Consider the following 24,488-nt stretch of genomic DNA (forward strand, 5'->3'; position numbering starts at 1 on the left):
AGTTTTATGGAAAGTATCAGTGTTGGCTGGCTGTCAATTTTGCCGCCAGTTGTTGCGATTATTTTGGCCTTGCTTACAAAAGAAGTGATATCTTCACTTTTGGTAGGTATTCTAATTGGTGCAGCGACGTATTCTTATACCGTCGGAACTGGATTTGTCGGGATTTTTACGACAACATTTACTCTTATGGGAGACTCATTAGCAGGAAACATTACAAATGTTATTTTCTTAAGTTTACTTGGTGCCCTGGTCGTGCAGGTTACGGTGGCAGGAGGTGCACAAGCTTACGGTGTATGGGCTGCGACCAAGATAAAGTCAAGGGTGATGTCGCAGCTTGCAACAGCCTTACTGGGCGTTATTATTTTTATTGATGACTATTTTAACTGTCTTGCTGTAGGGACAATTATGAAACCGATCACCGATAAATATCAAGTATCCAGAGTAAAATTAGCCTACTTTATAGATTCTACAGCAGCGCCAATCTGTATTATCGCCCCGGTGTCAAGCTGGGTTGCTGCAGTAGGGTCCAGCTTGGGTGCATCTGGTGTATTTGATAGTGATATGGCTGCATTTTTAGCAACAATTCCTTTTAATTTGTATGCACTCCTTACCATTGCAATGGTAATTGTTCTTGCGACAACAAATGTAGGATTTGGACCTATGCGGAAATTTGAAAGGCTGGCAGAGGAAGGGAATTTGGCTTCCACAGAAAATGACGCAGAGATGGGTGTAAAAATTTGTGAAAAAGGAAAGGTTATGGACCTTGTAATCCCAATCTTGAGTTTAATAATATTTTCTGTCTTGGGGATGCTTTATACAGGAGGGCTCTTTACTGGTGAGAGTAGTTCTGTTCAGGAAGCGTTCGGAAATTGTAATTCCTCTCTTTCTTTAGTTTTAGGAAGCTTTGCAGCTTTAGTTGTTGCGTTCGTTATGTATCTACCAAGAAAGCTGATGACCTTTAATGAGTTTTTTGAAGGTGTGACTCAGGGGGCGAAAAATATGGTTATGCCGAATATTATCTTGACGTTGGCATGGACCATCGGAGCCGTATGTCGCCAGCTGCTTTCTACGGGCCAATTCGTAGGACATATGGTAGAAGTAAGCCATTTTCCGCTGGCCTTCCTTCCAATTTTAATTTTCGTTGTCTCTTCGGCGTTGGCTTTTGCGACTGGAACTGCATGGGGAACGTTCGGAATTCTCATTCCAATTGTTATTATTGTTTTAGAACCTTCTATGGCGACGCAACCGAATTTAATGACTGTATCCCTTGCCGCAGTTCTCGGCGGATCTATATTTGGGGATCACTGTTCGCCGATTTCCGATACTACAATTATGTCCTCAACAGGAGCTGCTTGTGTGCATTTGGATCATGTATCGACACAGATTCCATATGCACTGACAACAGCAAGTTGCTGCATCATCGGATATATTGCAGCGGCACTATCAAACTACAGTGTTGTTGTGACTCTGCTAGCGGGATTTGGTTCTCTTTTCCTAGAACTGTTTCTTTTTAACAAATATTTTGGTAATGGAAAAGTAAAAGCTTAAATAAGCTATAAATAAGTTTTTTTGTGAAACAACGGATAACGATTAACGCAGAATACTAGAAGGACTGCCGCACTGATTTATGACTGGTGAGGCAGTCTTTTTTTGGTAAATTATTTAGAAAGGTAAATACGCGGCGGACGGTTTGCGATTCGGGATACAATTTCATTTTTGTTTGTTCCTGCCAGCTTTGCTGCCTCCTCAATGTCCATAGCGGAATCAGCTCCGTCGCCGTAGATGATTGCAGAATCACCTTCCTTAGCATTGGGAACATCAGTTAAATCAACCATGCATTGATCCATGCAGATTACCCCGATAATCGGGCAGCGGACACTGTGAATCAGCACATAACCTTTTCCTCTTAAATTTCTAGGATAGCCATCTGCATATCCAAATGGAAGTGTAGCGATCCTGGTATCCTTTTCCGCCTTCCATAAATAATCATAGCCAACGCCATCTCCTTTTTTTATCTCATGAATTTGAGAAATTCGTGTAAGAAACGTAAGTGCTTGTTGCAATGGAAGAAAACCAGTGTGAAAGCCTTTCAGACCATAAATCAAAGCACCGGGACGGATCATATTCATATGATACTTTGGAAAATCGACCGCAGAAATACTGTCAGCGATATGTTTGTAGCGGAAGGAAGCCCCGCCCTTTTCCAGTTCATCAATCACAGCAAGAAAACGGTTATATTGCAGATCATTTTCCTGCTTGTTGACAAGGGCAAGGTGAGAGAAAATGCCTTCAATTGTTATTGAATCAAGCTGGCAGATTTTATTCAGTTCATGAACGTTTGACATACCTAAGCGGTGAAATCCAGTATCTACCTTTAGATGAACCTTTGGTTTTTTGTGAGCTTGTTTTGCCAAGTCATTGAGAAGAGAAGCTTGCTTAAAAGAGACAATTGTCTGTGTAATGTTCTTTTCAATGATATATGGCAGCAGATGGTCAGGAGTGTGACCTAAAATAAATATCGGATAATCGTGATACGCTTCGCGAAGCTCCAAGGCCTCTGTTAATGTAGCGACGGCCAGATAAGCGGCATTCTCTTTTATCAGAGCCGGAGCAATTCCAATTGCCCCATGACCATATCCGTTTGCCTTGATCACGGCCATTATCGAAACTTCTTTTCCAATCAGCGTATGAATCTCCCTCATGTTTTCTCTGATTGCATCCAAATCGACTTGTACGACGGTATCTCTGAGCAATTCCACTTTTTATTTCCTCCTATCGGTAGCACTTGGCTTTTTTTCATAATTCAGTAATGCAAATGCAGCGGCTACTTCCATGAGCATACCGGAGCGGATACAAGAATCATCCGGATCATACCATTCACTGTGAAGAGCCTGTGGTTTTTCGCTGCTCTCCCTCTTAGTTCCCAGATTAAAATAAATTCCTTTAGAAGCATTTGCAAAATAAGAAAAATCCTCAGCGCCCATGCTGGGCTCGGAAAGGAGGAATAGCTGCTCTTGATTGAAGTGTTGCAGAGCAGCAGATTCCAATATGCTTCCAAGCAGATCATTGTTAATCAATGCCGGGTAGCTGTCATGAAAATCCACTGATGCGGTTGCTCCAAAAGCTTGCGCAGTACTTACAGCAATTTGCTCTAACTGTTGTTTCATATAGACTTGTGTTGCTTTATCAAATGTACGGATGATACCTTTTAAGTCAGCGTATGGTGGAAGAATGTTATTTTTTGTACCTGCATGGAACTGCCCTATGCTTAAGACGCCCGAATTGGTCGGTGATAGGTTGCGGCTGACAATACTCTGCAATGCTGTTACAATGTGGGAAGCTGCTAAGATTGCATCGACACCATCATCTGGATGTGCTCCATGACTTGAAACACCTTCAACACGAATAGAAAATTCTGTTGACGCAGCGTTCATTCTGCCTCGGCAAAACTCGATTGCGCCACTTGGAATGGATGGAGCAACATGCAGTCCGATCACCGCTTCTATTTTGGGATTTTCCATACATCCTGCTGCGATCATCCGCTCTGCTCCCCCGATGGTTTCTTCTGCCGGTTGAAAAAAGAATTTTACTGTACCATGAAATTCGGAGCGCAGGCTCTGCAAAATACGAGCAGTTCCTAACAGAGTAGCCATATGGATATCATGGCCGCAGGCATGCATAACCCCTTCTGCTACAGAGCGGTGAGGTATTTCCACCTTTTCGCAGATCGGAAGCGCATCCATGTCAGCACGAATTGCAATCGCAGGGAATGCCTGCTTTATGGAAGCTTCTTTTGTACCGGTCACGGATGCTACAATACCATAACCTGCGACGCCTATTTGATGTGGTATATTCCAGCTGTGGAGATAAGTGCTGATTTTTTCTGCCGTTTGTTTTTCTTGTTCTGAAAGCTCGGGGTGCTTGTGAAAGTCTCTCCGAATTGTAATGATTTCCTCCAAAATGGCATCAATTTGATTTTCTATGTTCATAATAACCTCCGTTTAAAGAATCAAAGTCAAAGTTTGTTTACATTGTTCTATAGGAATGTAAAAAGAAGTACTATACTTATAAGTATAAGCAAACTTTATGCCAAATCAATAGGGGAATTATCTATGGCATAGAATTTGCTTAATTAATAAAATAAGGCTTTATGATATAAAGTTGGATAGGAATAATGGTTTACAAAGGTATAGAAGCTAGCGAAAGGAGAACAAAATGGAGAATACGATGAGAATGATTGATCTGCATTGCGATACGTTATTGAATTGCTATCGTGATGGCCAGTGTGAACTGCTTGATAATCCAGGGCACATCAGCCTGAGAAAGATGAAAGAAGGGGGGGCGCTTGCACAATTCTTTGCAATCTACATATCCCGTAATGAGATGAAAACCATGGATCCCTATGAAATCTTTCAAGAGGTTTACAAAGTTTACCAGATAGAATTGGAAAAAAATAAGGATCTTATTTTACCGGCTTACTGTGCAGCGGATATACAAAAAAACATAGAATTAAATAAAATGTCTGCACTTCTTTCCATTGAAGACGGGGTTGTGCTCAGCGATCAAATGGAACGAGTAGAAGAGTTCTACCAGAAAGGTGTGCGCCTTTTAACGCTCACATGGAACTTTGAAAATACAATCGGGTTTCCTTGCAGTAAGGATGAAAAAGCACATCAAATGGGGTTAAAACCCTTTGGTATTCATGTGGTAGAAGAGATGAACCGCTTGGGAATGCTGATTGATGTATCCCATCTGTCTGAAGGTGGTTTTTATGATGTAGCAAAGTATTCCAAGAAACCGTTTGTTGCTTCACATTCCTGTGCACGTGCTTTATGCAATCATCAGAGAAATTTAACGGATGAACAATTAAAAACTTTGGGAGAGAAAGGCGGCGTAGTCGGTGTAAATTTCTGTGCTTCCTTCTTAAAGGAAGGTGCCAGCCGTTCTATGATTGACGACATCGTTGCACATACGGTATATATGGCGGATAAAGCCGGTGTGGAAAGCATTGGATTCGGCTCTGATTTTGACGGCATTGATGATGAGCTTGAAATGAAGGATTATTCTGGATATTTAATGCTGTTAAATGCTTTAAGCAAGCATTTTAAAGCAGTGGAACTAGATAAAATCTGCAATGGCAACGCTATGCGTATCATAAAAGACTGCTTATAGAGGGCAGAAATTAAAAAAGCAGACATGTTTATACGTCTGCTTAGACTGTAGATAAGGATATCCTCCTTGAGCTACAGTCTTTTTTCGTTAAAGAACGCTAATTATTTTTTAAAATAGCAACGGCTAAAGCCACGGATTGCGTGAGAGAGGCGAGAACAAAAAGTGCAAGACAGGAATAGACGATTGAAGTAATCTTTCTTGAAATCCCATGCCCCGGTAGTATGGTAAACTGTTTTTCAATGGAAAGGTTTTTTGCTTTTAAGAGTTTATAAAATCCGTCAACACCAACTGGCGAAATTAAACCAAGACGAAAAAACGGAAGAAAGAAGAGCGCAGATTCGCCGTCCTTCTCATAAAGCGTGATGCCCCGTTTGCCCAAAACTGCCTTTGAAATACGTTGAAAATCAATTTCTTTTGTTTTTCTTAAGATGCGATTATAATAGATAATTTCGTTATCATTATAAGTTGTGTAGAAAAATTTATATCCGAAGAAAAAGAAAAGACAAATTACCAAATAAAAGAGATAGAGAAGTAAAGAAGCGCCGACATTATAAGTAGAGGTATAATCATTAATATCAAAAAAAATAACTTCAAGAAATATGGTAAAGCGTGCTGCAATAAGCAGCATGAGGAGGATTAGAAAAACTTGTTTTGACATGGAAGGATAATAGTATTGAATTTTTTCCATTTTTGGTCCCCTTTCTTTTAACTTTATCCTATTTTACATATCCGACTTAAAAAAGTAAAGCTGAAAAGAGATTTTTATAAATATTCCTAAAATTAGGAATAGGGGTTCGAAATTCAATACAAAAACAAAGGAAAAGAAGCAAGATTTTTAGCAGATCTATTTAAAAATCGAAAAAAAAGTAGAAAAAAGAAAGGATGATATGGTAAAAAATTAAAATGGTAATTTGGCACGGAAATTGCGTATATTGTATAGAGAGATAATTATTTTTTAAGGAGGAATTATTGTTATGATGAATTTTATTTGGGTGGGACTAGTGGCCATCGCAGTAATTGCCGGAATTTTCACGGGAAATATCACGGCAGTTCAAGAAGCTTTATTTAGTTTCGCAGGTACAGCAGTAGACATTGTAATTGGTTTGGTAGGTGTTATGGTCTTTTTCACAGGATTTATGTCTGTTATGGAAAAAGCAGGGCTCTGTGAAAAATTAGGAAAGGTAATCGGGCCGGTTATGCGTCTGTTATTCCCTGACGTGCCGGTAGACCATCCGGCTATGAGTTCTATGGCTTTGTATTTTGCTGCTAATATCTTAGGTATCGGAAATGCAGCAACTCCATTTGGATTAAAAGCAATGGCCGATTTACAGACATTGAATAAGACGAAGCATATCGCAACAGATGCACAATGTATGCTTCTTGCTATCAGCACAACGTCAATTACTTTAATTCCAGTAACGGTATTGGCATTGCGTTCTGCAGTACAAGTAGAAGGTGCTGCAGAGATTGTAGGACCGGTTATCTTAGCTACGACGATTTCCACAATTGTCGGAATAGGAGCTACAATCATTCTCAAGAGAACAAAAAAGTATAAGCTGGAAAACATCATTGAGAAAGAAAGAGCTGCCGGTACTTTGGAAATTAATGAAGATTATGTCGGAAATGATCCAATTAAATTATAAATAGGGAGATAAAGGAGGATATACACATGACAGAGGTTTTAAATGTAATTTCTACATATGCAATACCGTTAATACTTTTAGTGATACCTGTGTATGCATTGGCGAAAGGCGTAAAAGTTTATTCCGTATTTACAGAAGGCGCAAAAGAAGGATTAAAAGTTTCCGTAATGATTATCCCGTATCTGGTATGTATGCTTTGTGCAATCGGTATGTTCCGTGCTTCGGGAGCTATGGATTGGTTGGTAGATATTATTAATCCGGTTACAAACTTGATCGGTCTGCCTGGAGAAGTTCTGCCGATGGGCATCATGCGTTCTTTCTCCGGCGGCGGTGCAGAAGGTATGATGAGTGATCTTCTTACAACATATGGAACACAAAGCCAGATCGGAAGAATTGCTTCCGTAGCTCTGGGTTCTACAGAAACCACGTTTTACGTTGTTGCAGTATATTTCGGATGCGTCGGTATTACCAATGTAAGACACTCCATTATTTCCGGATTGTTAGGAGACTTGGCATCTTTAATTGCTGCTACCGTTATCGTAAATGTTATGTGGTTTTAAAAGACGCACAATTGTAATATAATAAAAAAGTGATCTATAATTTTGCTAATAAAGAACAGGTAAAGAAGAGGATGGGAATGAAGTATCCAAAAAAATTAGAACCGGGAGCAACGCTTGGGTTGGTTTGCCCGAGCTCCCGCATTTCAGAAGAAAGAGAACGGGAGTGCAAGAACGTTTTGGAAGCGCTTGGCTACCGTGTAAAACTGGCCGATAATTTAACGGTTGATTATGCCGGATATATGGCCGGAGATGGAGATGTTCGGGGAAAATGGATCAATGCCATGTTTTCAGATCCTGAAGTGGATGCGATTTTCTGCGTCAGAGGAGGAGACGGCGGAAGCCGGGTTATGGACTATGTAGACTTTGACTTAATTCGGGCCAATCCCAAGATTTTTGTCGGCTACAGTGATGTTACAAGTCTGCACAATGCAATTACAAAAGAGTGTGGATTCGTGACGTTTCATGGACCGATGGTTTCTTCCAACATGGTAGCGAATTTTGATGAAGAGACAAAAGAAAGCTTCTTTAAAGCGCTGAATGCAGATGCTTCGTATACGTTTCAGAATCCGAAAGGATATGAAATCGGAGTATTAAAAGAAGGAAAAGCATGCGGTGAACTAATTGGAGGAAACCTATCCCTCCTTTCTGCCTCTATAGGTACCTTTTATGAAATGGATACAAAGGGGAAAATTTTATTTATTGAAGAGGTACAGGAGCCTATGAGTCGAATTGAAAAGCTAACGTACCATCTTCGAAATTCCGGGAAATTAAAGGATTGTGCAGGAATTCTTTTGGGACAGTTTACAGACTGTTTAAATAAAGAAGACCCTTCTTATACGGAGTTAGAACTTTACAAAGATGCATTAAAAAATTTAGATATTCCTGTTATATACAACATTCAATCTGGGCATGGATATCCGATGATGACTTTACCGATGGGCGGTGTTTGTACATTGGATACGCAAAATAAAAAAATCGAATTTGCAGCTCCAGAGAGGTAACAAGAGCAAAGATTATAAAAATGCAGAAGGAGGCCTTTAGGTATGCAATTTACAAAAATGCAGGGTGCAGGAAATGATTTTATTGTTATGAATAACATAGAATTAAAGCTTCCGCTGGAAAAGTTTCCGCAAATGGCTAGACGCCTCTGCCAGAGAGGCTTGTCCATTGGAGGAAATGCACTTATGGTCGTGGATCAGCCAACGGCAGGCGGCGATTTCAAAATGCGTTTTTATAATGCAGACGGAAGTGTTGCTGAAATGTGTGGAAACGGTGCACGTTGTATTGCACGGTATGCTTATGAAAGTAAACTTGCCGGTGAAAGCATGAAAATTGAAACCGAAGCGGGCGATGTATTTGCATGGAGGAAAAGCAAACGGTTTTATAAAATAAAGCTGAATACCCCCGAAGTGGTTCGGCTGGACTATCCGGTTGAAGTAGATGGGAAACGTTATGAATGTTCTTATGTAGAGCTGGGAAATCCCGGATTGCCCCATGCAGTTGTTCGATTGGATGCATTTCAAGAAATGCCGCATGAAGAACTGTTTCAATTGGGAAGCCAGCTTCGTTGGCACAGTGCGTTTCCAAAGGGAGCTAACGTAAATTTTTATAAAATCGTTTCGGAAGACCATATTTTAGAAAAGACTTTTGAAAGAGGTGTCGAGGACTTTACTTTGGCTTGCGGTACCGGTTCAGGCTCTGTCGTTTCTGTTTTGGCATTACAAGGTAAGGTAAGCGGTAAAAACATAAAGCTGACCGTACCCGGCGGAGAATTGTTTGTGGATGCTCTGATTGAAAATGGATGTGTCGAGTCGCTGTATTTAACAGGAGATACAAATATCGTAGCGGCTGGTGAAATCCTTGACGAAGACCTTCTTCTATAATCAAGGAGTAGCTTGCAGCAGAGCTAAGCTGTCCTTCCACCTGCCTTCCTGTGTGCTGTTCATGACTACACAAATATATTGTTCATTGTTACGAATTTCAGCAGAGATGAGACAATAGCCCGCATCTACGCTGGTTCCTGTTTTTATTCCGATGACATCTGCATCAAAATAGGGACTTTGCGGATTGATCAGTTCGTTGCTGTTATAGTAAGTAACATCCTTGCCATTACACCAAACATTTGAGATAGAGTGACTGCCTGCAATTTCAAGAAGCTCTTTTGATTTACAAAATTCAATAGCGATGCACGCCAGATCGTGAGCAGTGGAGAACTGATCCGCTGCATCATAACCGTCTGGCCTGATAAAATTGGAATCAGCTGCCCCTAGTTGGGCAGCTTTTTGATTCATCGCTTCCATAAAAACGGAAAGTGCTTCATCAATAGAGAGAGAATCATTCCCTGCAATTTTTCTGCCCGTGTATACACCAACCGAATAGGCAGCGTCATTTCCGGAAGGTAAAAGCAGTGCAACGAGAAGCTGCCTCATTGTCAAGCGGTCTCCTGAAAGGAGCCAGGCTCTGGAAGCGTCTTCTGATATATAATGAATTTCGTCTCCGATTAACACTTCGTCTTCTAGATTGCTGTAATCTAGGGCTGTCAGTGCAGTAAGCATCTTAGTGGTGCTTGCTGGTGCAATTTTATCCTCACTCGCTTTATCAAATAGAATGGTATTGGTATTGGTGTTCCACAAAATTGCATTTTGCGCTTCAATCTCTGTTTGAATTGGATTCTCACTGTAGGATGGCTTGGAAGACAGCGATGCTTCTTGTACAACAGGTGTGTTGCTGAAAGGCGGCTTGTCTTCTATTTGCGTAAAGCCAATGAAAAAAACTGTGGTAACGGTAAGCAGCGTGAGAATATAAAAGCTTTTAAGGTCAGGGCGCTTAAAAAAAGAATTAGGTTTTAAGTGAGTTTTTTTCGGTAGAAACTGCGTTAGAATCCGTCCGAGAATATAACCCAAAAATGTTCCGATTACATTTAAAATAATGTCATCGATATCCGTCCCTCTTTTTTCAAAAAGCTGAATCAATTCAATAAAAAAAGATAGTTGTGCACCTAGAAAAAGAGTGAGAAATAAATTTCGGCACTTTTTTGATATAAGAACTAAGAGCGTTCCAAATGGCACAAATATAAAGATATTACCCCAAAATTGAAGTGGATTTGTTGCTATCGTATCTTTTACGTCCAAAGGAACCAAATTGAGATCCGTTCCGATTTCAGAAAAAGAAAAGCCAAAAATAGGGGATATAGTCAGTGAAAATAGGAAGGTTAAATAACCACCGAGTAATAAAAATAAAAATCGCTTGCTTGGATCTCGATCAAGATTCTGTTTATGCAAATAAATTTCATAAAAAATTAAAAATAGCCCGGTTACTATGAATCCGGGAATTAAGTAGCTTGCAGCGTATGATATATAGTGAAACATGAAAAGCCTCCGTATTTGTTTTCTTTGCTATTGTACCCCAAATATTAAAAATGTACTTTAATAAAAACTTGCCAATTTATTAAAATTTAATAAATAATATTTGTCATTGTAAATTTAATAAACAATTTCGAAGCAAAGTAAGCATGTATTTCAAACGGTTGTGTTCAAACAGAGAGTATATTATACTGGGTTTATAATTTTTTTTAAAGACGAGGTAAGAAAATGGGTTTGAGTAAAAATACAGGAATTGTTATTGGAAACATGCAAAAGGGCAAAAATAACCTGATTACTGATGTACCAGGAGTAAAGGTTGGACATCTCACTTTATCAAAGGGAGAAATACAGACCGGTGTAACGGCAATTTTACCGCATGAGGGCAATTTGTTTCGAGAAAAGGTGATGGCAGGAAGCTGTGTGATTAATGGTTTTGGAAAAAGTGTGGGATTGATTCAGCTGAACGAGCTGGGAACAATTGAAACACCGATTCTTTTGACAAACACGTTAAGCGTCGGAACCGCAGTTACCGCATTGGTTAAATATATGCTGAAGCAAAACGAAGACATCGGCGTGAGTACGGGAACAGTCAATTCCCTAGTCATGGAGTGCAATGACGGAAAACTGAATGACATTCGAGGTCTTCATATTAAGGAAAAGCATGTGACAGATGCATTGGAATCCGCATCGATTATCTTTGAAGAGGGTGCGGTTGGAGCCGGGAGGGGAATGTGCTGCCTGGGTGTAAAAGGAGGAATCGGATCTGCTTCTAGAGTGCTGCAAATGGATGGAACGCGTTATACCGTCGGAGTCCTTGTTCTATCTAATTTTGGAGAGCGAGGAGATTTGATTCTTGCGGGAAATCCAGTCGGAAAGTGCATTCGCCAAATGCAAGACGAAGAGAAGACCCAAAAAGAAACTGAAAAGTGCCAGAGTGCATTTGAATCAGGAGAGAGGGATCAAGGATCTATCATTATGGTAGTTGCAACAGATTTGCCATTAAACGAGCGCCAGCTGAAAAGGACGGCAAAGCGTGCGGGAGCAGGCCTTGCCAGAACCGGCTCTTTTTACGGAAACGGGAGCGGAGACATTGCAGTTGCTTTTTCCACAACGAACCGAGTTCCTCATTATAGTGAAAAGGATATTCTGGAAACGAAGATGATATATGATGAGCATCTGGATAGCGTTTTTCGAGCCACAGCGGAAGCGAGTGAAGAAGCAATCCTCAGTTCGCTTTATCACGCGGAAAGCGTCGTTGGTGTTCGAGGCAGTGTTCGAAAAGGATTAAGAGAATACCTAGATCGTATACAAGAATAGGAAGAAGCACCCTCTGTACCTAAAATTAGAGGGTGTTTTTATGCCCTCGACTCCTGCTTTTATTTATTGCCACCATTAGAAAGCACTCTTTGGCATTTATCACCATTTATCAATGATTCGTGAAGTTTTTGTGACGGTGTGTGTAATTCAGATATGTAGGTTTCCATATTTCCGAGAGTATGGTAAACTATAATATAAATCATTTGAGAATGTAGAGAAATGCAAGGTTTGGAAGACTAAAGATCAGAAGACCTTAAAATAAAAAATAACCATATAAAAACAGGAAGGAATACGTAAATGGAGAAATATACCGAGGTCATTCAAAGAATGAAGCGATGGCTGGAGTATCCTGACTTGGAAGCTTCACTTCGTGAAGAGCTGCGTTCTTTGGAACAAGAGATAAAAAAAGAGAACGTTGATGAGACTGCGTTGGAAGAGATTTATGAACGTTTTTATAAGGAACTTGCGTTTGGAACGGGAGGATTGCGAGGTATTTTAGGTGCCGGAACCAACCGAATGAATATCTATACCGTAGGCAAGGTGACACAAGGGCTGGCAAACTATATCAATTGTAAAACTTATATAAAAGGAAAAGCAAAGGCTGCTATTTCCTATGACAGCCGAATTTATTCAAAAGAGTTTGCTGAAAAAGCGGCACAGGTTCTTGCTGCAAACAACATTGATGTGTTTCTTTTTAAAGAATTGATGCCAACACCGATACTCTCTTATGCGGTAAGGTATTTTGGATGTGCCGGGGGGATAATGATAACAGCGAGCCATAATCCGGCAAAATATAACGGATATAAGGCATATAATGAAAAAGGCTGCCAATTAAATCTAGAGGAAGCAGAGGCTGTAATCGCTCAGATGAATCAGATTGACCTTTTTTACGGCGTACAAGCTGTCAAGGGCGACTTTGCTGAGCAGCAGGCGGCAGAGCGGATCGGCCGGATACAATATATTTCAGATGAAGCAGTTACCAAATACATGGAATGTGTCAAGAATGAAAGTACAGGTGTGGACTGCTCGGATTTGTCAGTCGTCTATACACCGCTGAATGGTACAGGAAACCGTCCGGTGCGCCGCATTTTAAGAGAAATCGGAGTTACGGATATCGAAGTTGTGCCGGAACAGGAGCATCCGGATGGAAACTTTCCAACCTGTCCGTATCCGAACCCGGAAAAAATAGAAGCGCTTGAACAAGGACTTGCCTTATGCAAAAAGCGTTGTAGAGAGGCCGACGAGAGTTTATCGGAAAATTCCGAGGCGATTTCCCGGGACATAGTAAAAAAGCCGGATTTGCTTTTGGCTACAGATCCAGATTGTGACCGTGTTGCAGCTGCAATACGCATACAAGACGAAGTAGGCGAAGATGCATTTCAATTGTTGAGCGGAAATGAGATTGGTATTTTACTATTGGACTATCTTTGCAGTATGCGTAAAGATGCGAATAGTAGAAAGAGAGCTGCTCATCCATTGCCAGAACGCCCGATTGTGATTAAAACCATTGTATCAAGCAGGATGATTGAGGTTCTTGCAGCGCATTATGGGCTGGAATTGATTCAGGTATTAACAGGATTTAAATTTATTGGAGAACAGATTGGATGGTTGGAGGATCGAGGGGAAGCACACCGTTTTGTTTTTGGCTTTGAGGAAAGCTATGGTTATCTAGCAGGAAGCTATGTGCGAGATAAGGATGCAGTGAATGGTTCCATGCTTCTTTGTGAGATGACGGCGTATTATAAAAAACAAGGAAAAACTTTAATCGACCACCTGCAGGATCTGTATCAGCAATTTGGATATTATAAAAATGATCTTTTGGATTTTGCCTTTGAAGGAGTACATTGCATGCAGGAAATGCAGAGGCTTTTGGAGGGATTGCGAAAGAATCCGCCTGCGATTATCGCAGGCAGTCTGGTTTCTTCGGTTATTGATTATGAGAGAGATGAAACGAAACTGCCAAAAGCAAACGTCTTGCAGTATTCGTTACAAGATGGAAGCTGCTTTGTTGTTCGACCTTCCGGGACCGAGCCGAAATTAAAAATATATTTCTTCGTGGAAGGAAAAGACTCGGCAGAGGTGAATCATAGATTGGAGAATTTGAAAGAAGACGTTTCAAAATTAGTGCAGAGAAAATTAGACAGAGTATCCGGCTGATGTAATTAGATCAACCGGAAACAATAGGAGAATCAGTATGAGCAAAGCATTGATTGCAATTGATAAAAGTGCATCCTTTCGCGTTTATTTAGCGATTACAACGTCCATGGCGGAGGAAGCGAGAAAGATACACCAGGCAACGCCGCTTGCCGCGGCAGCATTGGGAAGAGTGCTCACCGGAACCGGAATGATGGCACTGATGATGAAGAATGAAAAGGATAAGGTTACCGTTCAATTCAAAGGAGACGGACCGGCAAAGGAAATTTTAGCTACCGCTAAGGGAAATGGAAGAGTGAAGGGCTATATTTCCAATCCATTTTTAGATTTGCCGTTAAAGGAAAACGGGAAACTGGATGTTGGAGGAGCACTCGGTATCGGAACGCTTACCGTAATAAAGGATCTGGGTTTAAAGGAACCGTATGTCGGAAGAATTGATTTAGTTTCAGGAGAAATTGCGGAAGACCTGACTGCGTATTTCTTTGTGTCAGAGCAGCAGTCATCTTCTGTAGCCTTGGGTGTGAAAATTGGAAAAGATTATGCAATCACAGCTGCAGGAGGCTTGATGATTCAGATGCTGCCGCAGGGCAAGGAAGAGGCTGTAGACGCATTGGAAACTATGCTGGATAAAATGAAGCCGATCAGTACGCTCATTGAAGAGCAGACAGCAAAGGGTGCAGGAAAAACTGAAGAAGCGGTCTTACAGGAGCTGTTAACTACGATTTTTTCGGAACTGCCGGAAGAATTTCAAGTCAATCCATTGGAATACAGAGAACTGAGCTGGGAATGTGACTGCTGTGAAGAACGCTTGGAGCAGGTACTGATGAGCATAGGAAAAAAAGATTTACAAACGATCTTGGAAGAAGATGGACAAGCGGAGCTTGTATGTCAATTTTGTACAAAAAAATACCAGTTTGATCAATCCCATTTAGAACGCCTGATTGCAGAATTAGATGAAAAATAAATAAAAAAAAGTGAGCGAGAACGAAACAAAAAGGCATGATTGCACTTTTCCCACGATACGATATAATGAACGCAAATACTTGGAGAAGCAGCTGGCTTACGAAAGCGTTTGTTAAAATCATGCATTTGTTTGCTTACCGCATAGTAAAATGCAAAAATATAGAAGGGATAAATGCAGGAAAAGCTTTGGAGGATATAAAAATGACAACAATAGGCGTTTTATTTGGAGGGCGATCCGGGGAACATGAGGTTTCTTTGATGTCAGCAGCATCGGTCATCAAAGCGATTGATAAGACAAAGTATAAAATTGTTATGATAGGCATTACCAAGCAGGGGAAATGGTTAAAATATGACGGACCATTTTGCCGTATTGAGGATGGTGGATGGCAGAAAATCGCTGAAACTGCATTAGAGAATGATCCGCAGAATTATGGATTTACCGTTTTGGGGACAGGGAAAGATTCCTTAAAAGAGCAAATTGACTTTGCATTGCCTATCTTACATGGCCCATACGGAGAAGATGGTACGGTGCAGGGATTGTTTGAAATGCTTAATATACCATATGGTGGATGTGGTGTGGCTGCATCCTCAGTTTGTATGGATAAGGGATTGGCAAAGGCAATTTTTGCAAAAGAAGGTCTGCCGCAGGTTTGTTATCGTATTGTCTGCAGTGAAGAATTGAAAGAGGAAAAAAATAATATCATTCAAAAATTATCCGATGAATTAGGTTTTCCGGTCTTTGTAAAACCGGCGAATATGGGATCGAGCGTTGGAATCGGGAAGGCAAAGGATAAAAAAGAATTAGAACAGGCCCTATTTAATGCAGCAAAATATGATCGAAGAATCATTGTAGAAGAATACATAGAATGCAGGGAAATTGAAACCGGAGTACTCGGAAATCATAATCCGGAAGTTGCTGCTGTAGGTGAAATTATTCCTTCTGCTGAATTTTACGATTATCGGGCAAAATACTTTGACGGGGGAAAATCAAAGCTATGTATACCGGCAGATATTACAAAAGAGCAGACTGAAACCATTCAGGAAATTGCGAAAAAGGCATATCGGGCAACGGATTGCTGCGGATTTGCAAGAGTTGATTTTTTCATCAATAAAAAAACGGGCAAGATTTATTTGAATGAGATTAATACAATCCCAGGTTTTACAAAATACAGTATGTTTCCTCTCTTATGGGAAGCAGTAGGCGTACCTTATTCCACATTGATTGAAAGGATAATTACATTAGGATATGAAAGACATTATGTTAAAAATCATTGGTAAACAGATTACCAGTGAACAGGAAGAGAATGTTTTAGAATTTATCACAGAGGGGAAATTTTATAGAAAAGGAAGCTCTGTGTATTTGCTATATAAAGAGAGCGAAGTTTCCGGAATGGAAGGCTGTACCACCTCATTAAAGGTGAAAGGGGATACCGTTAAAATGCGGCGTTACGGAGAGTCCGTTCCCTTAGATACGGTCATAGAATTTGAAAAAGGAAAACGATTTGAAGGGTATTATGATACGCCGTTCGGTGCAGTGGAAATGGAAGTATTGACCAATGAAGTTGAAAATTGTTTACAGGGAGACCTTGGAAAGGGCACTTTGAAAATAGATTACCATATCAGCTTACGGGGACTGACTGAGGGCAGAAGTAAATTGGATATTGAAATCATATAAAATCTATTTTGCGTAAAATATTTTTAAATAAATTTTTAGATGGAAGAATAGAAAGGAGATGTAAAAATGCATTCGCAAAGGACAAAAAAAGTAGCACGTGTGCTGGCATTATTAGTTGCGTTGGTACTCATACTGACTTCCTTCTCGTTTGTTATGTATTTTCCGGGGATGTTGGGAGCAGCTGAGTTTTCTGTATATGCTACAGAAAACGAAAAGCAAAGCAGTGCTTATTTGAAGGGTGAATTTACCACAATGGAAACCTTGCTCAAAACCATACATAACAATTATAAGGATGAAATTACTTATAAAGAGCTGATTGATGGGGCGTACGAAGGTATTTTTGAGGCATTGAATGACCCTTATAGTGTCTACTATGCAAATGAGCAGGAGGGAAAAGCGTTTGTACAAAGTGTAAACGGTGCATTTAGTGGAATTGGCGTTGCAGTAAAGGATGTGGATGGAAAATGCAGCATCACACAGACTTTTTCCGCCTCCCCTGCAAAGGAAGCAGGTATAAAAGCAGGTGACATTGTAACTGCGGTCGACGGTGTGAATGTAACCACAAAGACGGTAGATGAGATCGTTGCATTGATGCGTGGAGAGAAGGGAACAAAGGTAAGTATCACGGTAGATCGTGGTGGAAAAAGCCTGACCTTTGCCCTGACACGAGATGTGATTGGAAGTCTTTGCATCGCGGATAAGATGCTGGACGGAAATATAGGTTATATGCAGATCACAAGCTTTGACAGTGATTGCCATAAAGAATTCCGATTGGCTTTGGACCGCCTTTTAAAGGCAGGGGCAAAATCCTTGATTATTGATATTCGTAACAATCTGGGGGGATTGATTGGACCGACTGTAGAAATTGCAGATCAGCTGATGAAAGATGGTCCGATCATGTATTTTAAACAAAAAGGCGAAATCGTCGAGATAATAAAGGCAACAGCTGATGAGCATGTTGATCTGCCAATTGTACTTTTAGTCAATCAAAATTCAGCAAGTGCTTCCGAAATTTTAGCAGGCGCTTTGCAGGATAGCAAAAAGGCTGTTTTGGTAGGAACAAAAACCTTTGGAAAAGGAGTTGCACAGCAGATCGGAGAACTGAAAAACGGTTCGGAAATTAAGCTCTCTACCTACTATTTTTTAACGCCGGATAAAAAGACAATTGATCATATCGGAATTACGCCGGATTATATCGTATATAATGGCAATGAAGAGAAGTCCGATGAACTGAAAGCAAAAGTCAATGCGTTTGTTCCGATGATTGAAAAAGTAAAGGCGTCTTTGGGACAGGTCGGATTAAATGTGTACGGCGCACAGCAGAGATTAGAGGTGTTGGGATTTGATGTTCCTTTAAGTGCGACGATGGATCAGCAAACTGTCACAGCGATAAAACAGTTTCAGAAAGAAAGAGGTCTATACGCCTATGGCGGATTAGACTATGTGACTCTTGCTGCACTGGATCAAGCTGTTTTGGAATATGTTTCATCGACGACGGCTCATGGAAAAGATGACCTGCAACTGAATAAGGCGATTGAGCTTCTAAAAAGCAAGTAAATGATTAGAGATTACTCAAGGCTTTAAATCAGATTATTAAAAATGGAAAGCATCATGAATTACTGCTCGATGTATTTTTCTTGTTGCAGACACTTAAATCATAAAGATTATCTGTATATAAGAAGGCTGTATCAGTTGAATGTTCCTGGTGCTTTTTTGTTGCATGCTCTCTGTTTTTGAATCAAACAAGAAAGAGCTTTCTCTTAATGAATCATTAAGAGAAAGCTCTTTGCAATTTTTATATTTCTTACAACATCGGGAAAGCCATAGAAGCTACAGAGGGGTATCCCCTGTATGTCCCGAGTTCCATTTAATGTTACAGCGGAAGTCGTGTGGTTCCGACATTAGTGGCATACTTAAATTGATAAATTGCTAAATTGTAATCGTTGATTGCCGCAGCTACGCCTAAGCTTGCTTTGTACGAGAGCACTTGTGTCTGCTGTAATTCAGAGAGCGTGCACATACCAGCTTGGTAAGATAGGCTTGTCAGGCGATAGCCTTCTTTTGCGTAAGTTTCTGTCGATTTTGCAGACTCCAATGCCACTTTTAAATCTTCCAGTTTCGATTTTTGAGTTCGAATATCAATCTCAATTTGGTTTGGAGCATCTTTCGCTGTCTTTTCTGCTTGAAGGGATGCAACTTGCTGCTTTAGATAAGTCGATGAATTCTTAGGATAGCGGTATGCTAAGCTTTCCAATAAAATGGCATGTACTTCTTTTGCAAAGTTAGCACCTTTGATTTCGTTCCGATTTTTCAAAGCACTTTGAATGGAATCATCTAAACTGGCTGTCGGAGCAGGCAGCTCGGTTAAAGTGTCGGTAAAGGTAATTTTTTCCGTTACCGGATATCCAAGCAGAAAATTAAATTTCATCTTCGCTGTTTCTAAGCTTGTTTCAGCTGCTTGCACATCACTTTTTGCACTTTCTACAGCAGATTGAGCAGAGAGAACATCCTTTTGAGCAACCATCCCCACTTTAAATTGCGTTTCGGTATTTTTTAGAATTTCTTGCTGTACTTTTAAATTATCCTGCGTAATTTTTAAATTGTCTTGTGCTAAGAGTACACCGGAGTAAATTTGAACAGTGGTGTATTCAATTGAATTCAGTTCTGCTTTGTAATTATTTTCACCTTGTTCCTTTGCAAAATCGCGGCGAAGCTTCATGATTTTTTCATTGGTTGCAGTTGCACCGGCGGCCTCAGCACTGGAACTGGCGGTCATATAATCGGATCGGCTGACACCGGGATAGTTGACATTGAGAAGATATTGAAGCTGATCTAAGCTGTCAAAGGCTTCCTTGATGCTTTTGACGGATTCGGCGTACCCCTTTGCAATCGATTCATCCGATTGACGGTTTAATTCAGCCGTTTCCGCACTGGTTCCCGTCGTCTGCATAATTTTAATGGCTTCACTCAGAGACAGCTTGCTTTGAATTGGAACGGTGCTCGCTGAGGAATTTTCTTCTTTAGAGCTGCTTGAAGTCTTGTCGGCAGTTGCCTCTGCAACAATTGTTGTTTCTTTTGCATCAGCGGCAAAGATGAAAGTGCTGCTGCCGAGAAGCATGGAAGAAATCAGCAATGCGCAAATATATTTTTTTTTCATTTTCATTTTCCTCTTTTCTATGCTGGCTATTATTTCCGACCCGAGAGTCGGAAAACTTAATTAATATATTAAAGTTCATTTTTACAAATGTCAAGTCTAGATAAATGGTTTTTTCGCATCAGCCGTACCCGGTGTCTGAAAAGCAGGATAGAGATGGTAAGCCAGGCAGCTGCGAAAAGGATACCTCCATTTAAATAAGGAAGGATATCATGGAAGCTTGCAGCTTTTAAACAAATCGTACGCAGCGGATTAGCGAAATAGTAAAGCGGCCATACGCATTTTATGATGGCGGCAAAGTGTGGTGCCATCATGAATTCCGGCCAGATATATCCAGACGTTAAAAGGGTCGGAATCGATAAGAACATACAGAATTGTGCACAATGCGCTTCATCGTCAAAGAAGGAAGTGATAAGAATTGCCATTGCAGTCACACCGATTAAAAGTACGATTACGATTGCAAGCAGAGACAAGGTATCACCTCGAAGCGGATAGCCAAATCCTTTATTTGCGATTAACAGGCAAAGAAAGAATGATACGGTGCTAAAGCAAATGAGCCGTATGATTTTTTGAACGATTGTGAAATTTGGAAACGAGATAGACCCTTGTTTTTCTGCTAAATCATTTTTTAATTGTAATAAGTGTGAACAGATTACACTCAGATAAGTCTGCTGAATGAGTATCCCCAATATACCTGCAAACACGTATAAAAAATAGCCCATTTGCGGGTCATAGAGCATTCGGCTGGTAAAGGAAAGTGCCGTTAAATACTGCTTTGCATCATAGGGAACAATGTTACCTCCTTCTAGGATGTTAAGCTGTACACCGATGTCCAGTGTATTGACAATTGTCGTTGCATAAGCCTGAAGATTGTTGCCGATAACGAGATTGCTCCCGTCCATTAAGACGAGTAAAGAAGGAGCCTGCTTCGCCTTAATATCTTTTTCGAAATGATCTGGAATAATTACACCACCATAAACTTGATTCGATAAGATCAGATCCTTTAACTCTTCTTGCGTGCTTACATTGCCAAGGACATTTAAGCCCTCATGCTCCGAAAACTGATCAGAAATCATACGTGATGTTGAAGTTTCATCCAAATCTAAAACGGCGAAAGGGATCTTGTCGACGTAAACTTCACGATAGACATAGCCAAATAATAGTGTAAAGAGAATCGGTAGAGCAAGGACTACCAATATATTCTTTACCTTGATAAATGCATTATGAAAGTTGGTAATCATAGTATCTTTTCTCCACAAATACGACACAAGCTAAAAATAAAAGTTCTACCGCAATGATCGTACCTAAAGCGGTTAGATGAGGTATAAAATAGGACAGACCGATTTCTTTCAGGCAAAGACTTCGGATACCATCTCCATAATAAGTCAAAGGCCAAATAACACTAAGCTTTTGTAAAAGCTGAGGCATAGCAATCACAGGGAACGTATACCCGCTTAGAATGCTTGTCGGCAAGATTAGTACGCAGGTAAGCTGCGTTGCAAACACCCGATCCGGTACGATACGGCCCATGACAAAGCCAAATGCTGTCATTGCAATGGCAAAAAAACAGGTCATGAGAAGTCCTGCCAATAAGCTGCCGCGATACGGAAGACCAAAAAATACATATTGTATTCCCAGACAAAGAAGCATACTTGCAGCGCCGGCACAGCCCCAGCCGATAATTTTACTTACTGATTTAAAAAAGCCGCAGCGTTCTTCTTTTGAGCGGGATAAACCGATGATACCGAAGCCTACCTGCATTAATGCAGCCAGCATACCGGGCAGTAAAAAGTTTCTGTAATTTTTCGTTGGGTTGAATAAGGCACGGTAGGTTGCGCCGATTGGCTGTATTTGTTTCATGGATTCGGATTCAACGACAGAGAGCTTTCCCTGATAAATATTCTTCATATAACCCGCTTTGACCGTCAATAAAATTTCAGACAAAGCAGACTTTGCAGAACTGGCAACTGTCATCTGTGAGCCATCATAAAGCACTTCAACTGTTGGACCATTTCCTTTTAATAAGTTTTTGTTGAATGCTTCCGGAATGATTAAAGCAGCCATTACTTCGCCCGAGTCCAAAGCCTCTTTTACTTGTTCGTTGCTTTTGGCATAGTCCTTGATTGTAAGGATTTCACTGTCCGTAATGTATTCCAAAAGTGTTCTGCTGAAATCGGAACGATCGTAGTCAGCAATCATAATCGGAATGGACTCAATCCGGTTATATCCCATCTCATAACCCAAAGCTATCCCTGTAACAGTAGGAACAATAAGAAAAATCAGTAAAGTCATGATCAGTTTCGTATGCCGCAGTTTAAATTGATAAAGACGGTCTGAGATTGACTGAAACAAAGAAATCATTGTGCATTACCGGCTTTCTTGGAAAAATCAACAACCGCAGTCATGCCGGCAAATACATCGACATCCAGATTGTCAAGAGTGACGGTTACACGGTAAGACAGTATGTCAAATTCTCCATTGTTATTGGTTGCTCGTTTTGTGGCAAAGTCCGGCTGCTGGCTGATTTTAGTGACCTGTCCGATAAATGTTTTATCTGGATATGCAGTTAACGTGACGGGAACTTCTTGGTTTAAAGAAACATTGGATAATAAGTTCTCTTCTACGCTGACTTCAATCCAAGGGGTCTTGTTACTGGATAGAGAAGCAAGTGCCATGCCGGTTGAAACGAGTTCGCCGGACTCCACATTAATAGCAGTAATTGTGCCGTCATCAGGTGCTTTAATGATGCAGTCTTCTAAATATGAGTTGACTTCAGCTAAGGCACCTTCTGCTTGGGCGACTAAAGCATTTGCAGCGGAGACATCTTCGGAACGAGCTCCTTCTAAAGCCATGTTGTAAGTCTGTTGTGCAGCAGTATACTTTGCATAGGTTTCATCATAAGTATTTGCCGAAACCGCTCCTTCTTCATACAGCGATTTTACACGGTCATACGTTTTTTGAGCATAATCAAACGCTGCTTTTGCTTGAATAACCTCTTGGTTTCTTGCGCCGTTTGCAGCTTTTTCTGCCGTTGCCTTTGCAGCGGCGACAGCACCTTCTGCCTGTAATTTTTTTGCTTCCAATGCGGAACTGTCAATCTGTAGAAGGGGGTCTCCTTTTTTTACGATATCTCCTTCAGATACAATTACTTTTTCAATATTTCCGGCTATTTTTGAATTTAAAGTAACTTCTTCAAGTTTAATACTTCCTTGTATTTGAAGCACAGCAGCTTTTTCTTTTGCTTTTGTTGTGGAAGTGACTGTGAAAAATACGAAAACGATAAGAGCAGCAATACCAATCAGGATGATGGTCTGAATTAGGCTCTTCTTACTTTTTATTTGTGGTTGTTTTGAACAAGTGTCCATTTGCGTTTCTCCTTTTATGTGTTATGTGAATTTTTAATTTACAGTTATAGAAAAGCGGTTGCCTTTTCTATATTATCCTACGAAATTTTAAGGCAATTTAAAATAGATAATCCATACACGATTGTATAAAATTTGGACATATTTTGTAATTTGTCTAAAGAAGTGTTATAATGCCAATAAGAAAAAAATTAAGAATAAGGAGGGCATTATGGCACATTCAGGCGCCAGCGGCAGGACAAAAAAAGCGCTGTCCGAATCTTTAAAGAAAATGATGAAGCAAAAGCCGCTGAATAAGATCAGCATTCGTGAAATTGTTGAAGACAGCGGATTGAACCGGCAAACCTTTTATTATCATTTTAAAGACATCTATGACTTAGTTGAATGGATGTTTGAGCAAGAAGCAATTCGTCTCTTAAAAGAAAACATGACCTTCTTAACTTGGGAAGACAGCTGTCTTTATCTGCTGAAATATATTGAGCAGAATTGGGAAGTTTGTACCAGTGCTTTGCATTCATTGGGGCGTTCGCACTTAGAATCCTTTTTTTATAAAGACATATACAGCATTCTTCGAAGTGTAATTGACGAAGGTGCTTCCGATTTAATCTTACAAGAAAAATATAAGGATTTTTTAGCACATTTTTATACCGTTTCTTTTGCTGCGGTATTGATCAGTTGGATGAAGGGCGAAATAAAGCTGACTGCGGAAGAACTGATTGAAATGATTTCGATTACAATCAGCAACAATATCCGAAGTGCCATGGAACGGTTTTCCGAAATGTAAATAGTTATTCCAAACTGCAACGTTCTCCGGTAAACGGAAATTTCTTTAAAGAAAGGGATAAGAACCCGACAAGCGCATCGCCTTCTGAAAGCCCGGTAACCGTGATCAATTTATTCCCGAGCAGGGTATGCATTTCTGTTGTAAATGAAAAATGGTTATCGTGTACACTGCCATTTTCAAAGACTGTGTGGGAGGAAAGCATATCAACGCTTCCGGATAAGCTGGAATCACACTGCAAAAGTGTAAGCGTACCATGCCTGGGACCTAAAGGGCTTTGGAGTGTGATTTTATAGGTGCCGTTTACCATATCGTTTTTAGCATCCTTTCTTGTTTTATTTTCAG

General features: G+C 40.4%; 22 protein-coding genes. 13 read left to right on the forward strand and 9 right to left on the reverse strand.

Going from position 1 to position 24,488, the window contains the following annotated elements; all coding sequences use genetic code 11:
* Positions 1-6 precede the first annotated feature (6 nt).
* Entirely contained in the window at positions 7-1,548 is a 1,542-nt protein-coding gene (locus U5921_RS06960; protein ID WP_324825740.1) for a Na+/H+ antiporter NhaC family protein, read from the forward strand.
* Between the two features lie 110 nt (positions 1,549-1,658).
* Here U5921_RS06960 and alr read toward each other — a convergent pair whose 3' ends face one another.
* A complete protein-coding gene (gene alr / locus U5921_RS06965) occupies positions 1,659-2,759 on the reverse strand; it encodes an alanine racemase (RefSeq protein ID WP_324825741.1) in 1,101 nt (366 codons plus the stop codon).
* Positions 2,760-2,762: 3 nt separating this feature from the next.
* Positions 2,763-3,989, reverse strand: coding sequence for a M20 family metallopeptidase (locus tag U5921_RS06970; RefSeq protein WP_324825742.1), 1,227 nt, complete (start codon positions 3,987-3,989; stop codon positions 2,763-2,765).
* A gap of 226 nt (positions 3,990-4,215) precedes the next feature.
* Between U5921_RS06970 and U5921_RS06975 the strand changes: the two genes are divergently transcribed.
* Positions 4,216-5,172, forward strand: a complete 957-nt coding sequence (locus U5921_RS06975; protein ID WP_324825743.1) for a dipeptidase — start codon at positions 4,216-4,218, stop codon at positions 5,170-5,172.
* Between the two features lie 97 nt (positions 5,173-5,269).
* On the opposite strand, the gene U5921_RS06980 is transcribed toward U5921_RS06975, so the two are convergent.
* A complete protein-coding gene (locus tag U5921_RS06980; protein ID WP_324825744.1) occupies positions 5,270-5,860 on the reverse strand; it encodes a hypothetical protein in 591 nt (196 codons plus the stop codon).
* A 286-nt stretch (positions 5,861-6,146) separates the two neighbouring features.
* On the opposite strand from U5921_RS06980, the gene U5921_RS06985 reads away from it, so the two are divergent.
* The 4 genes from U5921_RS06985 to dapF all read left to right on the forward strand — a co-directional run bounded on the left by U5921_RS06985 (position 6,147) and on the right by dapF (position 9,258).
* Complete coding sequence (locus U5921_RS06985; protein WP_324825745.1) at positions 6,147-6,815, forward strand: nucleoside recognition domain-containing protein; 669 nt, start codon at positions 6,147-6,149, stop codon at positions 6,813-6,815.
* A gap of 26 nt (positions 6,816-6,841) precedes the next feature.
* Positions 6,842-7,375 (forward strand): spore maturation protein, encoded by a 534-nt coding sequence (locus U5921_RS06990; protein ID WP_324825746.1) that lies wholly within the window; start codon positions 6,842-6,844, stop codon positions 7,373-7,375.
* A gap of 77 nt (positions 7,376-7,452) precedes the next feature.
* A complete protein-coding gene (locus tag U5921_RS06995) occupies positions 7,453-8,376 on the forward strand; it encodes an LD-carboxypeptidase (RefSeq protein ID WP_324825747.1) in 924 nt (307 codons plus the stop codon).
* 42 nt (positions 8,377-8,418) lie between these two features.
* The gene (gene dapF / locus U5921_RS07000; RefSeq protein WP_324825748.1) at positions 8,419-9,258 is read left to right on the forward strand and encodes a diaminopimelate epimerase; all 840 of its coding nucleotides are present in this window, start codon (positions 8,419-8,421) and stop codon (positions 9,256-9,258) included.
* Here dapF and U5921_RS07005 read toward each other — a convergent pair whose 3' ends face one another.
* A complete protein-coding gene (locus U5921_RS07005) occupies positions 9,259-10,743 on the reverse strand; it encodes a VanZ family protein (protein ID WP_324825749.1) in 1,485 nt (494 codons plus the stop codon).
* Between the two features lie 222 nt (positions 10,744-10,965).
* Here U5921_RS07005 and U5921_RS07010 point away from each other — a divergent pair, with 222 nt between their 5' ends.
* The 6 genes from U5921_RS07010 to U5921_RS07035 all read left to right on the forward strand — a co-directional run bounded on the left by U5921_RS07010 (position 10,966) and on the right by U5921_RS07035 (position 18,403).
* On the forward strand, positions 10,966-12,054 hold the full coding sequence (locus U5921_RS07010; protein ID WP_324825750.1) for a P1 family peptidase: 1,089 nt from the start codon (positions 10,966-10,968) through the stop codon (positions 12,052-12,054).
* 297 nt (positions 12,055-12,351) lie between these two features.
* Positions 12,352-14,211, forward strand: coding sequence for a phospho-sugar mutase (locus U5921_RS07015; protein WP_324825751.1), 1,860 nt, complete (start codon positions 12,352-12,354; stop codon positions 14,209-14,211).
* Between the two features lie 37 nt (positions 14,212-14,248).
* The gene (gene hslO, locus U5921_RS07020) at positions 14,249-15,172 is read left to right on the forward strand and encodes an Hsp33 family molecular chaperone HslO (protein WP_324825752.1); all 924 of its coding nucleotides are present in this window, start codon (positions 14,249-14,251) and stop codon (positions 15,170-15,172) included.
* A 200-nt stretch (positions 15,173-15,372) separates the two neighbouring features.
* Positions 15,373-16,449, forward strand: coding sequence for a D-alanine--D-alanine ligase family protein (locus U5921_RS07025; protein ID WP_324825753.1), 1,077 nt, complete (start codon positions 15,373-15,375; stop codon positions 16,447-16,449).
* A complete protein-coding gene (locus U5921_RS07030) occupies positions 16,430-16,846 on the forward strand; it encodes a DUF1934 domain-containing protein (RefSeq protein WP_324825754.1) in 417 nt (138 codons plus the stop codon). The genes U5921_RS07025 and U5921_RS07030 overlap by 20 nt, the downstream gene beginning before the upstream one ends.
* A gap of 66 nt (positions 16,847-16,912) precedes the next feature.
* Entirely contained in the window at positions 16,913-18,403 is a 1,491-nt protein-coding gene (locus U5921_RS07035; protein ID WP_324825755.1) for a S41 family peptidase, read from the forward strand.
* 316 nt (positions 18,404-18,719) lie between these two features.
* On the opposite strand, the gene U5921_RS07040 is transcribed toward U5921_RS07035, so the two are convergent.
* The 4 genes from U5921_RS07040 to U5921_RS07055 form a co-directional block, all read right to left on the reverse strand.
* The gene (locus U5921_RS07040; RefSeq protein WP_324825757.1) at positions 18,720-20,003 is read right to left on the reverse strand and encodes a TolC family protein; all 1,284 of its coding nucleotides are present in this window, start codon (positions 20,001-20,003) and stop codon (positions 18,720-18,722) included.
* Positions 20,004-20,071: 68 nt separating this feature from the next.
* Positions 20,072-21,241 (reverse strand): ABC transporter permease, encoded by a 1,170-nt coding sequence (locus U5921_RS07045; protein WP_324825759.1) that lies wholly within the window; start codon positions 21,239-21,241, stop codon positions 20,072-20,074.
* Positions 21,222-22,361, reverse strand: coding sequence for an ABC transporter permease (locus tag U5921_RS07050; protein ID WP_324825760.1), 1,140 nt, complete (start codon positions 22,359-22,361; stop codon positions 21,222-21,224). Before U5921_RS07050 ends, U5921_RS07045 begins: the two co-directional genes overlap by 20 nt.
* On the reverse strand, positions 22,358-23,365 hold the full coding sequence (locus U5921_RS07055; protein WP_324825761.1) for an HlyD family secretion protein: 1,008 nt from the start codon (positions 23,363-23,365) through the stop codon (positions 22,358-22,360). Before U5921_RS07055 ends, U5921_RS07050 begins: the two co-directional genes overlap by 4 nt.
* Positions 23,366-23,573: 208 nt before the next feature.
* Between U5921_RS07055 and U5921_RS07060 the strand changes: the two genes are divergently transcribed.
* Positions 23,574-24,146, forward strand: coding sequence for a TetR/AcrR family transcriptional regulator C-terminal domain-containing protein (locus tag U5921_RS07060; RefSeq protein WP_324825762.1), 573 nt, complete (start codon positions 23,574-23,576; stop codon positions 24,144-24,146).
* Between the two features lie 4 nt (positions 24,147-24,150).
* On the opposite strand, the gene U5921_RS07065 is transcribed toward U5921_RS07060, so the two are convergent.
* On the reverse strand, positions 24,151-24,453 hold the full coding sequence (locus tag U5921_RS07065) for a hypothetical protein (protein ID WP_324825763.1): 303 nt from the start codon (positions 24,451-24,453) through the stop codon (positions 24,151-24,153).
* Positions 24,454-24,488: the final 35 nt, after the last annotated feature.

The organism is Sinanaerobacter sp. ZZT-01 (genome assembly GCF_035621135.1).
Classification (GTDB): domain Bacteria; phylum Bacillota; class Clostridia; order Peptostreptococcales; family Anaerovoracaceae; genus IOR16.

Bases quoted from the DNA above. Each gene is read 5' to 3' on its own strand.
- U5921_RS06960 (WP_324825740.1), top strand. From the start codon at position 7: ATGGAAAGTATCAGTGTTGGCTGGCTGTCAATTTTGCCGCCAGTTGTT.
- U5921_RS06970 (WP_324825742.1), bottom strand. From the start codon at position 3,989: ATGAACATAGAAAATCAAATTGATGCCATTTTGGAGGAAATCATTACA.
- U5921_RS06975 (WP_324825743.1), top strand. From the start codon at position 4,216: ATGGAGAATACGATGAGAATGATTGATCTGCATTGCGATACGTTATTG.
- U5921_RS06980 (WP_324825744.1), bottom strand. From the start codon at position 5,860: ATGGAAAAAATTCAATACTATTATCCTTCCATGTCAAAACAAGTTTTT.
- U5921_RS06985 (WP_324825745.1), top strand. From the start codon at position 6,147: ATGATGAATTTTATTTGGGTGGGACTAGTGGCCATCGCAGTAATTGCC.
- U5921_RS06990 (WP_324825746.1), top strand. From the start codon at position 6,842: ATGACAGAGGTTTTAAATGTAATTTCTACATATGCAATACCGTTAATA.
- U5921_RS06995 (WP_324825747.1), top strand. From the start codon at position 7,453: ATGAAGTATCCAAAAAAATTAGAACCGGGAGCAACGCTTGGGTTGGTT.
- dapF (WP_324825748.1), top strand. From the start codon at position 8,419: ATGCAATTTACAAAAATGCAGGGTGCAGGAAATGATTTTATTGTTATG.
- U5921_RS07005 (WP_324825749.1), bottom strand. From the start codon at position 10,743: ATGTTTCACTATATATCATACGCTGCAAGCTACTTAATTCCCGGATTC.
- U5921_RS07010 (WP_324825750.1), top strand. From the start codon at position 10,966: ATGGGTTTGAGTAAAAATACAGGAATTGTTATTGGAAACATGCAAAAG.
- U5921_RS07015 (WP_324825751.1), top strand. From the start codon at position 12,352: ATGGAGAAATATACCGAGGTCATTCAAAGAATGAAGCGATGGCTGGAG.
- hslO (WP_324825752.1), top strand. From the start codon at position 14,249: ATGAGCAAAGCATTGATTGCAATTGATAAAAGTGCATCCTTTCGCGTT.
- U5921_RS07025 (WP_324825753.1), top strand. From the start codon at position 15,373: ATGACAACAATAGGCGTTTTATTTGGAGGGCGATCCGGGGAACATGAG.
- U5921_RS07030 (WP_324825754.1), top strand. From the start codon at position 16,430: ATGTTAAAAATCATTGGTAAACAGATTACCAGTGAACAGGAAGAGAAT.
- U5921_RS07035 (WP_324825755.1), top strand. From the start codon at position 16,913: ATGCATTCGCAAAGGACAAAAAAAGTAGCACGTGTGCTGGCATTATTA.
- U5921_RS07040 (WP_324825757.1), bottom strand. From the start codon at position 20,003: ATGAAAAAAAAATATATTTGCGCATTGCTGATTTCTTCCATGCTTCTC.
- U5921_RS07045 (WP_324825759.1), bottom strand. From the start codon at position 21,241: ATGATTACCAACTTTCATAATGCATTTATCAAGGTAAAGAATATATTG.
- U5921_RS07050 (WP_324825760.1), bottom strand. From the start codon at position 22,361: ATGATTTCTTTGTTTCAGTCAATCTCAGACCGTCTTTATCAATTTAAA.
- U5921_RS07055 (WP_324825761.1), bottom strand. From the start codon at position 23,365: ATGGACACTTGTTCAAAACAACCACAAATAAAAAGTAAGAAGAGCCTA.
- U5921_RS07060 (WP_324825762.1), top strand. From the start codon at position 23,574: ATGGCACATTCAGGCGCCAGCGGCAGGACAAAAAAAGCGCTGTCCGAA.
- U5921_RS07065 (WP_324825763.1), bottom strand. From the start codon at position 24,453: ATGGTAAACGGCACCTATAAAATCACACTCCAAAGCCCTTTAGGTCCC.